Origin of the sequence: Lysinibacillus sp. NPDC093210, from assembly GCF_044753985.1 — a bacterium.
Taxonomy (GTDB): Bacteria; Bacillota; Bacilli; order Bacillales_A; family Planococcaceae; genus Lysinibacillus.
In genome coordinates this window covers 614,228-626,988 of record NZ_JBIVOE010000002.1, presented here as the reverse complement: position 1 = coordinate 626,988, position 12,761 = coordinate 614,228, and the positions used below count along the sequence as shown (strand labels likewise).

Annotated in this window: 12 protein-coding genes; 11 read left to right on the top strand and 1 reads right to left on the bottom strand. The window is 36.6% G+C overall.

Annotated features, from left to right (window positions below; all coding sequences use genetic code 11):
• The first annotated feature begins 29 nt into the window (after positions 1–29).
• Entirely contained in the window at positions 30–2,042 is a 2,013-nt protein-coding gene (locus tag ACIP9C_RS08545; protein ID WP_401009661.1) for an EAL domain-containing protein, read from the top strand.
• Positions 2,043–2,280: 238 nt separating this feature from the next.
• Here the strand turns inward: ACIP9C_RS08545 and ACIP9C_RS08540 are convergent, their stop codons facing one another.
• Complete coding sequence (locus tag ACIP9C_RS08540; protein WP_401009659.1) at positions 2,281–2,898, bottom strand: TetR/AcrR family transcriptional regulator; 618 nt, start codon at positions 2,896–2,898, stop codon at positions 2,281–2,283.
• A gap of 232 nt (positions 2,899–3,130) precedes the next feature.
• Between ACIP9C_RS08540 and ACIP9C_RS08535 the strand changes: the two genes are divergently transcribed.
• From ACIP9C_RS08535 to ACIP9C_RS08490, 10 genes are all read left to right on the top strand, one after another.
• Positions 3,131–4,024 (top strand): NAD(P)-dependent oxidoreductase, encoded by an 894-nt coding sequence (locus ACIP9C_RS08535; protein ID WP_401009658.1) that lies wholly within the window; start codon positions 3,131–3,133, stop codon positions 4,022–4,024.
• Positions 4,025–4,039: 15 nt separating this feature from the next.
• The gene (locus ACIP9C_RS08530) at positions 4,040–5,560 is read left to right on the top strand and encodes a CoA-acylating methylmalonate-semialdehyde dehydrogenase (protein ID WP_401009657.1); all 1,521 of its coding nucleotides are present in this window, start codon (positions 4,040–4,042) and stop codon (positions 5,558–5,560) included.
• A gap of 250 nt (positions 5,561–5,810) precedes the next feature.
• Positions 5,811–7,127 carry a GntP family permease gene (locus ACIP9C_RS08525; RefSeq protein WP_401009656.1) on the top strand — a complete coding sequence of 439 codons (1,317 nt, stop codon included), beginning with the start codon at positions 5,811–5,813 and terminating at the stop codon, positions 7,125–7,127.
• A gap of 15 nt (positions 7,128–7,142) precedes the next feature.
• Entirely contained in the window at positions 7,143–7,904 is a 762-nt protein-coding gene (locus ACIP9C_RS08520; RefSeq protein WP_401009881.1) for a 3-hydroxybutyrate dehydrogenase, read from the top strand.
• 17 nt (positions 7,905–7,921) lie between these two features.
• Positions 7,922–9,106 (top strand): iron-containing alcohol dehydrogenase, encoded by a 1,185-nt coding sequence (locus ACIP9C_RS08515; RefSeq protein WP_401009655.1) that lies wholly within the window; start codon positions 7,922–7,924, stop codon positions 9,104–9,106.
• Positions 9,107–9,331: 225 nt separating this feature from the next.
• A complete protein-coding gene (locus ACIP9C_RS08510) occupies positions 9,332–9,661 on the top strand; it encodes a PadR family transcriptional regulator (RefSeq protein WP_401009654.1) in 330 nt (109 codons plus the stop codon).
• A 2-nt stretch (positions 9,662–9,663) separates the two neighbouring features.
• Complete coding sequence (locus ACIP9C_RS08505; protein ID WP_401009653.1) at positions 9,664–10,068, top strand: DUF1700 domain-containing protein; 405 nt, start codon at positions 9,664–9,666, stop codon at positions 10,066–10,068.
• A 199-nt stretch (positions 10,069–10,267) separates the two neighbouring features.
• Positions 10,268–10,843, top strand: coding sequence for a hypothetical protein (locus ACIP9C_RS08500; RefSeq protein ID WP_401009652.1), 576 nt, complete (start codon positions 10,268–10,270; stop codon positions 10,841–10,843).
• A gap of 526 nt (positions 10,844–11,369) precedes the next feature.
• Positions 11,370–12,137 carry a 2,4-dienoyl-CoA reductase gene (gene fadH, locus ACIP9C_RS08495; RefSeq protein ID WP_401009651.1) on the top strand — a complete coding sequence of 256 codons (768 nt, stop codon included), beginning with the start codon at positions 11,370–11,372 and terminating at the stop codon, positions 12,135–12,137.
• 159 nt (positions 12,138–12,296) lie between these two features.
• Positions 12,297–12,536, top strand: coding sequence for a short-chain dehydrogenase (locus ACIP9C_RS08490; RefSeq protein WP_401009650.1), 240 nt, complete (start codon positions 12,297–12,299; stop codon positions 12,534–12,536).
• Positions 12,537–12,761: the final 225 nt, after the last annotated feature.

Here is a 12,761-nt window from a genome sequence, read left to right as displayed (position 1 = left end):
AGTAAACACGCTACCTAGAGAGGGATATAATGAAAAAATATAGAGAAAATGTAGCGCAATTCGCAAACTATCGACAGCTGGCACTGCTTAATCCGTTTGATGCAGTTATATGCTTGAAAAAAGCCGATAATGGGGAATTTGAAATTGTTCACTATAACGATAATCTCCTATTATCAATAGTGTTACGCGATGTGAAAGCAACTAAAGCAGAACGATTTTTTACTAAGCAATGTTGGCAGCAATTATTGAAAATCGTACAACAAGAATTTAACATTGCACGTAAGATTGAGCTTTATTCAGAGACTGAGCAAATGCAAAAATCGTTTGCTGTCAGTGTACAGCAATTGGAAACATCACTTATAGCTGTTATTTTACGTGAGGAACAGAATGATACGAAGCCTTATTTGCAATTCGTTGAACAACATTTGTGTCCTGTGCTAACGACTGATTTACAAGGTCGTATTATTCATCAAAACGTTGCTGCTACGTCTGTATTGTCGAGGGAACATCACAGTCTAATAGGGCTTGATATTTTTTCATTATTGGAGTGCAACTATGTAAACGAAGTACAATTATTATTTGCTAAAACGATTGAAGGCGCTACATTGGATATGCCTAAATGTTTATTTAAGCGCAATTTACTAAGTAGCGAGCCATTTTATTTGCGTATACATCCAACTTATTTTAATGGAGAAATAATAGGGGTACATTTTTTTGTAAAAGACCCGAAATCGTTTAAAAGTGATCAAAATGCCTTTTATTATTTAGCATTAAAGGATGAATTGACAGGTATTTGGAATCGTAGAGCGTTTAAAGAGCATTGGCAACAGCATTTGAGCGATAAACAAAGTGAAAATCAGCAGGCAACAATTATTTTAGTAGATATAGATCGCTTTAAAAAATTTAATGAGTCCCTTGGTGAAAGTAAGGGTGATGAACTAATGCGGATGTTTAGTCATAGACTTCGTGAATTTTGTTACTCAACATGCTCACTTTATCGTTATAATAGCGACGAATTTATTTTTCTTTTAAAGGATGCAACAATCGAAAAAATAGAGCAATTAGCTAATTCTATATTAGAATCGTTGAAACAGCCTTTTATGATTGATGAGCAGGAGTATTTTATCAGTGTTTCAATTGGTATTTCCTTAAGTCCCGCTGACGGTAAGGATATAGAAACACTTGTGAGAAAGGCCGATCAAGCTTTATTTTCAGCTAAGGAGCATGGACGTTCCCATTACCGCTATTATCGTGATGATATGACTAATGTCTTTCCAAATGAGGCATTAATGGAGGCCCATTTACGTCGTGCCATTGAGTTTAATGAGCTAAGTATACATTTACAGCCACAGATGAATTTAAATGATAATAGCATTAATAGCTTTGAAGCGTTATTGCGATGGAATAATCGTAAATTTGGTTTTGTATCTCCAGCGCAATTTATACCTATTGCCGAGGCGACAGGCTTAATTGTTGAAATTGGTGATTGGATTATTAATGAGGTTTGTCGCTATCAAAAGGAATGGAATTCGAAGGGCTATCGACCCGTCAGAATTGCTATCAATATATCTCCAAAACAATTTAGAAAAGAAAACTTCGCGCGGAAGATTAAAGCAACATTGAAAAAATATAATGTCGCCCCGCAATTAATTGAAGTAGAAATTACAGAAAGCTCAATGACCAATGTCCATGAAACATATTCAATTTTAACGGAACTGAAGCAGCTAGGGGTTTATGTTTCGGTAGATGATTTTGGCACTGGCTATTCATCACTTAGCTATTTGAAACGCTATCCAATCGATATTATAAAAATTGACCAATCATTTATTGCCGATATCGAAAAAGATGATAAAAATGAGGCGATTATTAAAGCAATTATTTCGATGTCCCACAATTTAGGGCTCGAAGTAATTGCAGAAGGCATTGAAGAGCCATCACAAGTAGCATTCTTGAAACGTCATCGTTGTCAAAAAGGGCAGGGTTATTTATACAATAAGCCTTTGCCTGTAGAAACGATTGTTGCACAATATTTTGTCGGATAATTGATATCACATTGCCGTTAATTTCCGCTACGGGCGGGTGCTTTCCGCGGGCAAACCGTAAGCCGCAACCCTCGCAAACGCGCGGTTTGTTGCGTCTTACGGTTTGTGCTTTTCCCGTAGGAGTCGCCCACCCTCCGCTCCAATCAACTAATTAAAAAATAGTGAGCATGAACTAGATGCCTTCTGTCAATACACTGAGCACCTCGAGAATATCGAGGTGCTCTTTTTATAATTTTTGCTATTTTGTAGGATGTGCCTTCATGCCATTTAGAACAACTGCTGTGAAGTGTGCCATTTCTGAAACTAAATCAAATTCTTCGTTATGAATTAACCAATCATAAACATTCGCTCGCATGCAACGCTGGATAATTTGTTGCATTTGTATTGGTTGTAAATCGTTAACAAACTCTCCATGCTGAACTCCCTCGTCAATATAAGTATTGATAATTTGGAAGATTTTACGTTTAGGGCTGATTAAGTAGTGATTTTGTTCAACTTGATTGGTCATTGCGGCAGAATATACTGTTCGCAATAAATCTTTTCCAACAACATTTGTTAAGTACAACATTTGCTCCTTATAAAGGGCAAGAATTTTATCACTTGCCGCTAAAGTTTGATCAATATTTTTTTCGACTGTACTATAAAAACTATCAAGCTCCTCGAATTTTTCCAAAATAACGTCATATTTGGATGGGAAATGTGTATAGAATGTCCCTTTTGATACGTTACATGCTTTCGTAATTTGTTCAACAGAAACATGCTCATATCCATGTTTATTAAATAATTCTAATGAAGTTTTGAGTAGTTTTTCTCGAGTTTCTAATGCCTTTTTTTGGCGAGTAGTTAACGAATTCATGCCCTTCTGCCTCCGTAATTAAAATATCCTATAATAATAACCAAGAAATTTATTCAGAAAATATAAATTTTTTTGATTGACGCGCTATATTAAGTTTGTTTATGATTTAAGTGACCGAAGTCAGTGACTGCGGTCATCGAGAGTATCTCGTTATTAATGTTACGATAAAAACGTAAAGTTTGCTAGTGTATCAGCGCTTATTAATGCAATTCACAGGAAATGGGGGACTCAAATGAAAGAGAAATTAGGTTTTATTGGCCTAGGCAATATGGGTTTACCAATGTCAATTAACTTACTTCGCGCAGGTTATGAAGTGTACGGTTTTGACACGAATGCAAAAGCAATGGAGCAATTTATTGCAGAAGGTGGTATTGGTGTAAAGACTGCACAAGAACTTGTAAAGCAAAGTGATGTCATTATGACAAGCTTACCAACACCGCAAATAGTTGAACATATCTTTACATCAGAAGAAGGGATTTTACAAAATGCTAAGCAAGGAAGCCTGCTAATAGATTTTAGTACAGTAAATCCTGAACTAAATGATGTGCTACATAAGAAGGCGCAATCATTGGGTTTACGTTATCTTGGGGCTCCGGTAAGTGGTGGAGTTATTGGTGCAATAAATGCGACTTTAACAATTATGATAGGTGGAGAAGAAAAAGATTATCAAAGTGGAGCTAGAATTTTCGGAATAGTTGGAAAAAATATCTATCATCTTGGTACATCACCTAGTATCGGTACTCGTATTAAATTACTCAACAATTTAATGATTGGTTTTTATACGCAGGCGGTAGCTGAAACGATTGTCCTTGGAGAAAATATGGGGATATCGGCTAATACACTTTATGAAGTATTAAGTAATAGCTATGGTCAAAGTCGTATTTACGAACGTAATTATTTAGAATATATGAAAAATGAAAATTATGAGCCTGGTTTTTCTACGAATCTATTACTAAAAGATTTAAGGCTAGCTAAAAATATGGCTGATGAAGCAGGTGTGCCTCTTCGGATAGGCGAACAGCTAGTGGATCTTTACAATGATATATCAGCAGATGGCTATGGTGAAAACGATATGTCTGCAGCTTATTTAAGTCTGAAGGAAAAATGCATTATTAAACAACATTAAAGGAGGAAAAAAGTTATGACAACAGCACAGGAAGTGAAAACCTTAACGCACTTTATCGGTGGAGAAATGATTGAGGGGCAAAGTGGTCGGTACGGTTCGGTTTATAATCCTACAACAGGTGACATCATCGCAAAAGTTCCGCTAGCAACAGTAGAAGAGGCACGTGAGGCAATTAAAAAAGCACAGACAGCATTTCCTAAATGGCGTGATACATCAGTATCCAAACGTGCGGAGGTCGTATTAAAATTCCGTAATTTAGTGACAGATAATATGGAAGAATTATTACAAATTATTTGTACGGAAAGTGGTAAAACGATTGAAGATGCAAGAGGTGAAATTACACGAGGGCTAGAGTCCGTTGATTTAGCAATTGGTGCTCCGCATCTAGTAAAAGGAGAGTACTCTGTAAACGTTGGTGGTCAAATTAATGCCTATTCGGCCAAGTACCCTTTAGGGGTTGTAGCAGCAATCTCTCCATTTAATTTTCCAATTATGGTGCCGTTAGCGCAAACAAGTATGGCTATTGCTGTAGGGAACGCTGTTGTATTAAAAGCATCGGAGAGAGTACCAATGACAGCGTTATATGTGAGTGAGCTTTGGAAAAAGGCTGGGTTGCCAGATGGTATTTGGACAGTAGTAAATGGCGATAAAGATGCAGTAAATGAACTTTTAGAAAACCCAATTGTGCAAGCGATTTCATTTGTAGGTTCAACACCGGTTGCTAAATACATTTATGAAACGGGTTCAAAATATGGTAAACGTGTTACTGCTTTAGGCGGAGGTAAAAATAATATGGTCGTAATGCCGGATGCAGACCTTGAGCAAGTTGCAAATGCATTTATCGGTGCAGCATATGGAGCAGCATCACAGCGTTGTATGGCAATTTCTACAATAATGCCTGTTGGTAAAGAAACAGCAGATCGTTTAGTAGGGATATTAAAAGAAAAAATTTCGGCATTAAAAGTAGGCGCTTATACAGATAAGGATACAGACTTTGGTCCCGTTATTTCACAGCAATCAAAAGAAGCAATTCTTGCAGCAATTGATAAGGGAGAATCAGAAGGGGCAACTGTTGTTTGTGATGGTCGTGAGCTAGCTATTGTAAACGAATCAAAAGGATTCTTTGTAGGTCCTACATTATTAGATCATGTAAAGCCAGGTATGGACATTTATGAGCAAGAAGTATTTGGACCTGCACGCAATGTTGTACGTGTGGATTCGTTAGAAGAGGCAATCGAGCTTATTAACGAGCATGAGCTTGGAAATGGGGTCACGATCTTTACAAATGATGGGCTTGCAGCTCGGAAATTTACAACAGAGATTGATGTAGGAATGGTAGGTGTAAATGTACCAATTCCAATTCCTGTTGGTTACCATAACTTTGCTGGATTTAAAGGCTCACGTTTTGGTGAAGGTCATATGTTTGGACCGGATCAGGCACGTTTCTTTACAAAGACTAAAACAATCTCTGAACGCTGGATGACAAGTAATGCTTCATCGGCATCTACATTTGCATTCCCAAGTAATAACGATTAATAGATTTGAAAGAGCTGTCTCACTTGGGTTAATTTCATAAATATTGTTTTAGAGAAAATAACGAACATTTCAATGAAACGGAAGGTGGCGACTCCAGCGGGAAGAACAAGCGAACGAAAAACTCAAGACAATGGCATAGAGAGGGAATCAGTTCAGTGCTTACCCGCGGAAAGCTCCGCCTGTAACGTAAAAGTACGATTAATATGTGATGTAACATAGCACTTTCTATAAAAAGATAGGTGGGATGTGGATGTTAGCGTATATTGGACTTTTTGGGAGTTTAGCACTTTTAGTCTATTTAACAATGAGAGGTGTCAATTTACTTATTTCAGCACCATTAACTGCTTTAGTAGCGGCAGTAACGAATGGTCTAGCTTTCTTCCCACAAACTGCAAATGACGATCAAGCTAATTTCTTAACGAGTTATATGAATGGATTTACTGGCTTTGTTGGTTCTTGGTATTTGATGTTCATGGCAGGTGCAATCTTTGGGAAGGTAATGGAAGATACAGGTGCAGCAGATAGTGTTTCCAAATGGATTGTTGAAAAAATTGGCGTGAAATATGCAACTTTCGCTGTGGTTGCTGCAGCAGCAGTTTTAACGTACGGCGGTGTCTCGGTATTTATTGTTGCTTTCTCTGTTTATCCGATGGCTATTAGTTTATTTAAGCAAGCAAATTTCCCACGTCGATTTATTCCTGCGGCACTTGGTTTGGGATCTGTGACCTTTACAATGACATCAGCAGGGTCACCAGAGATTCAGAACTGGATTCCGATTGAATACTTACATACGACACCATATGCAGGATGGGAAGTTAGTATTGTTGTCGCAGTGTTTATGGCGGTGGGTGGAGCGCTATGGTTGAATTGGATGATTAAACGTGCATTGAAAAAGGGTGAAGTGTTTATTGAACGTTCAACGGATCCAGTAGTTGACGAAACGCGTAAGCTTCCTAGCCCTATTTTAAGCTTGGTGCCATTATTAGTAGTTTTACTGATATCGTTTATTTTCCATGACTCACTTGGCACATCGGCTTTAATCGTTGCGTTAACGAGCGGTTGTATTATGGCATATTTAGTAAGTTATAAGTATTCAAAATCTGTTAGTGCGACACTTGCAGCAGGGGCTATGGGTGCTGTCGTTGCTATTGCAAATACGGCTGCAGTAGTAGGCTTTGGGGGTGTTGTAAAAGCTACACCATCATTCGTAGCAACTGTAGATTTAATGACCGATATTCCTGGAAATCCATTGATTGGCGGTGCTCTTGCTATCGCTGTTATTGCAGGTTTAACAGGGTCAGCATCAGGCGGGCAAACGATTGCGATGCCATTACTTGCTCCTCACTATATTGACATGGGAGTAAATACGGAAGCATTACACCGAACAATCGCGATTGCATCTGGCTCACTTGATTCATTGCCACATGGCGGCTATGTTGTGACGACGATAAATTCTGTATGTAATGAGAAACATAAGGATGCCTATTTGCCTTTCGGTGCATTGACAGTAATTATACCAATTATCGGTACAATTATTGCGATTATATTATTCTCAATTGGAATGTAGGAGGGAAACGAAGTGATAGATGGCAAAACAGTATTTATTACTGGAGCTGCGCGTGGAATTGGTCTGTCAATTGCTCAAGCATTTGCTGAGCAAGGGGCGAATGTTGTTATTTCGGATATGAATGAGCAACGTTTAGCTGAAGCGGTAGAACAAAATCCACTATTAACGGCTTATACATGTGATGTTACGGATGAACAAGCAATTGGTGAAGCGATTGCTTTCACAGTTGAGAAATTTAACACAATTGATATTTTAATAAATAATGCAGGATTCCAACATGTTTCTTACATCGAGGATTTTCCGACTGAAATATTTGAACAAATGCAAAAAGTAATGCTTGTTGCACCATTTGTCACAATGAAATATGCATTACCTTATATGAAGAAAAATAAATTTGGACGCATTATTAATATGGCATCGATAAACGGCGTTATTGGTTTTGCCGGTAAAGCAGGATACAATGCAGCAAAACATGGGCTAATAGGATTAACAAAAGTCGCGGCACTTGAAGTGGCCAATGATGGTATTACTGTAAATGCCATTTGTCCAGGCTATGTGGATACAGAATTAGTCCGTAATCAGTTTACAGATTTAGCGAAGACACGAGGTATCCAAGTAGAAGAAGTACTGGAGCAAGTGTTATACCCTCTTGTCCCTCAAAAGCGCTTGCTAGACGTTTCGGAGATTACAGGGCTTGCACTTTATTTAGCTAGTGATGTAGCAAAAGGCTTAACAGGTCAGGCGATTGTATTAGATGGCGGTTATACTGCTCAATAATGGAGGAGAGATGCGTTATGATTCAAACAAAAACAACCTTCACTGTAAATTCTCCTGGGACGATTATTTATGGAAGAGATGCTTTCGAAGAGGTTGGTCTATATGCTAAAAAACTAGGTACGAAGGCACTAATCGTTAGCGATCCAATAATGGATAGCATAGGGTTTGTTAATCAGTGCAACTCAATATTGAAAGCAAATGGTGTAGAAGCGGTCTCGTATTTAGGCGTAACAACTGAGCCTGTAGATACGTATGTAGCAGAAGGACTCGCAATTTTACAATCTGAACAATGTGATATCATCATTTCTGTAGGTGGCGGAAGTTGCATTGATACAGCTAAAGCGATTGCTGTTGTAGCCACAAATGGAGGATATATTGGGGATTATATGAAAATGGCGAAAATCGCTGAGCAAGCGCCCATTCCACATATAGCAGTCCCGACTACAGCAGGCACAGGCTCAGAAGCAACAGATGCTACCGTTATTACCAACACGACTAATGATGTAAAAATGATGATAAAACAACCAGCTTTTATGCCACCAGTTGCAATTGTTGACCCAATGTTAACGATAACTTCTCCACCAGCCATCACAGCGGCGACTGGTATTGATGCGTTAAGCCACGCTATTGAAAGCTATTTATCACGTTTAGCACATCCATATTCAAATGTATTAGCGTTATCGGCGATGGATTTAATCATTAATAATATGTTAAAAGTTTATGAGCAGGGTGATGATATCGATGCTCGAGAGGCGATGTCTCTAGGCTCTATGCAAGCAGGACTATCGTTTTCCAATGCGTCAGTAGCGTTAGTGCATGGTATGTCACGTCCTATAGGTGCACTTTTCCATGTACCTCATGGAATTTCGAACGCAATGCTACTACCAGCGGTCTTAGAATTTACGAAGGATGCATGTGTAGAACGGTTAGCGGACATTGGCCAATTCTTTAACATAGATGGACAGTACGGTACACAAGAAGAACTAGCAACTTTAGCTATCGAATCAATAAAAGAACTATGTAAAAAGATGGGGATCGGTAATTTACGCCAATGGGGTATCGAGGAGGAAGCTTTTTATGCAGCAATTCCAAAAATGGCAACCGATGCAATTGCAAGTGGTAGCCCTGGAAATAACCCTAAAGTGCCCACACAGGACGAATTAATGGAGCTATACAAAATTGCCTATCATTATGAATTTTAAACAATTTAAGTCAGAGTGTCTTCCTTTATGCAATAGAGGAAGGCACTTTTCATTTGAAATTTCATGTTGAAAATAAAAAGGAGTTGATATTTCATAAAATTAGACGTCACATTAATGCTTGTGTCATTATAATGCAATGTTCCGTGCACTAATAAAAAAATGATATGTATCAATTATACATATGTATGATTGACATATATGTATTGAAAAAAATATAATTATCTTATGAACAATAAAAATAATAATACGCAATATCTTAAGGGTTTATTTGAAATAGCTATTTTAATGATGCTACAGAAAAAAAAGATGTATGGCTATGAATTGACTAAAGAATTGAAAGAGAGCAAATGTTTTTCTATTTCTGATGGCTCGATTTATCCAATATTAAAACGTTTGACGGCGAATGATTATGTTGATGTATTTTCAGAAGAATATGAAGGAAGAATTAGAAAGTATTACCTTATTACAGATTTAGGAAAGGCATTAGTAGAAAATAGACTGAAGGAGTTAGAATCAATATTAAAATATTTTGAAGAAATTAAGGGGATGGATTAGACGTGGATAATCAGAAGATAAATGAATATATACGACAACTGGAATTTGAGTTGGAGCCATTACCAAAAAAAGATAGAGATCATCATATCATGGAAGTAAAAGATCATTTATTGCAATCGGTAAATGATGGTAAATCAGTAGAACAGGTATTAAAAAGTTTTCTCCCAGCTAATGAATTAGCGAAAGAAATTATAGCTGAGTTTCAACACTTGTATAGTGCACCTTCTACTGAAAATAGACATCCTATTAAACAAAAGAACAGCAAGAAAATATGGATAACTGTAATGGCATTAATAGGTATAATCATTTTTTTTATATTTATAGCAATTATTGTATTTATGGGAAATTCATCAGATAAACCGGTAGAAACGAATGGAGTTGTTGATTATGAAGAAATAAACGATTAACAATTAAAAAGAAGTATTTAACAATTGTGCTGATGAATACGTCGTTTTTGATTACCCTTCAGTATTGCTTACAATATATTAGGCTCCATGTGTATATATCAATATTCCCTGTATATTTTTTTAATATGATAGATACATATAATGGTTATATATGTGTGTTGTTTTTTCTTTATAAATTACTCTTCGAAAGGAGAACATCATGAAAAAATTATTTCTAACATTTTTTGTAGCTCTAACGATATTTTTCGTAACAGATTCTAAAACAATCGCAGCTAATAATGGTGAAAATTATGATGATTACCCGGGCGTAAAGATAATAGTTGAAGAATTAAACGCTGATGGAAGTAGAGAAGCTATTGAGAATCTTGACAAAATCGCAGCGTTATCAAAAAAAGAATTATTTGTTCTTGATGACATTTTAAGAAACCCAGATAGGTTAGCTGAAGAATTAAGTAAACCTGAAAACTTGAATGTAGAATCAGTGAATATGGATTATTCTCAGAAAGTAGAATCATATGATAAGGACAATTTTAAAAACTATAATATACGGCCTTCTGCATTGGGGTATTCAGGACGAGTGACAGTCATAACATCTTTAAGAGCTTTAGGAATAGATCTCATAAAATATGAATTAACAGGTGAATTCACAGTAGATAGCACAAAAACTCGATTTATAAGCGCTGATCGCATGGATGGAGTTGTAATTCGTAAATGGTTACCGCAAGTAATAACTAAGAAAATTGGAACACCTACTAAGAGTGTTACAGATACATAATTTACTGGACAAGTTACTTTCAGTTATGACTTAGGTGTTGGTTCATGGGGAATTGCCCGTATAGGAGTAGTGCGTACAGGATTTAAAGCAAATACTAAAGAAGTAACTAATTCATGGGCTTACACTGAATAAATAGTTAAAAGGAACTATTACTTTGAAAATCATATTATATTGAAAGTGGTAGTTTCTTTTGTTAAATAATAGAATTTATAAATATACTTAAATAATTACTTATACTGTAGACAAACATAGTAAAACTTTGAGTTTGTCTACAGTATTTTTTAATTTAAAATACATAAATAATTGAGGAAAGTTAAATTCCGTTTCCTAACTTTAAAAGAATAAATTTTGATGACTAAAGACTTCAAGAGGAAACTTCTTGATGCCTTTGGTCGACAGTATGAAAAGATAGTGAATACACTTCTATAAAAAAAGAGTTTTATAGAATTTATATGACATTTTCGAGAAAATATAGTAAAATAAAATGAATGAGTATTCATTTTTGAGAAACGAAGGGGGAAGCAGAATGTTGCAGGGGAAAACAATTATTATTACAGGTGGTTCAAGTGGTATGGGGCTTTATATGGCAAAGCAATTCGTTTCAGAAGGCGCAAATGTAGTTATAGTTGGCCGTAATGAAGAGCGATTAGCAGATGCTAAAAAGTTTATATTAGAAGCAGGAAAAACAATTGAAACATTCCAAATGGATGTTCGTATACCAGAGCAGGCGGAGGCAATGGTCACGTTTGCTGTTGAAAAATTTGGTCAAGTTGATGGACTAGTGAATAATGCAGCTGGTAATTTTATCGTTCGTGCAGAGGATTTGACGCCAAATGGTTGGAAGTCAGTTGTTGATATTGTCTTAAATGGTACGTTCTTTTGCTCTTCTGCAATCGGTAAATATTGGATTAAAAATAAAATCAACGGTTCAATTATTAATATGGTGGCGACCTATGCTTGGAATGCAGGCGCTGGTGTAATACATTCATCTGCTGCAAAAGCAGGCGTATTATCAATGACAAGAACTTTAGCGGTCGAGTGGGGAAAACGTTATGGAATTCGTGTAAATGCCATTGCGCCTGGTCCAATTGAACGTACTGGTGGTGCGGCTAAACTATGGGAATCAGAGGCAGCTGCTGCTATGACAATTGATTCTGTACCACTTGGACGAATTGGTACACCAGAGGAAATAGCGGATCTTGCAACATTTATGATGTCTGATAAAGCGCGTTATATGAATGGTGAATGTGTCACATTGGATGGAGGACAGTGGCTCAATCAATCCCCTTTTTAACTTTGCTTCAGTAAAAGAATGAATGAGGTAGAATCCAGTTAAATGAACTTGTCAATGTCACAGCTTTTCAGTGAGGCTTTTGGGCAGTCTCGAAAAAAATTATTGCATAATGATGAGCAGTATTGATGCATACTAAGGGCAAAGAAAGGAGTTTTGTCTATGGGTATGTGGTTAATACCGGCTCTTATTGCGATTACAATCATTGCGGTTATATCCTTTGTGTCGACAATGCGAATTGCCAAGATGACTTCAGAGCGGAAATCGGAAAAAGACACGCCGATTTCAGGGACAGTCGAAGAATTTGCAACAATGCTGAATCCAATTGTTTGGGTGTATATTGTTTTTTTACTTTTTTTAGGGATTATGATTTTTTACTACTGGAGTAAGATAGGATATTAAACGGGTTTAAACGAAGTATCACAATTGCATTAGTCAATGTGATACTTCTTTTTTTAAAAATTACGTCTAAAGCTAAAGCGTTAAATATTATTTTCCCTTAAAATTACGAATTTATAAGGTGTTTTTTTATTAACTTTAATTTATGATATTTGGCTTCTAATTGGTGCTTAGCTCAAACCTTTTGAGTGACAGCACTTTTTTCTTCTTAACAGTAAATTTGGAAAG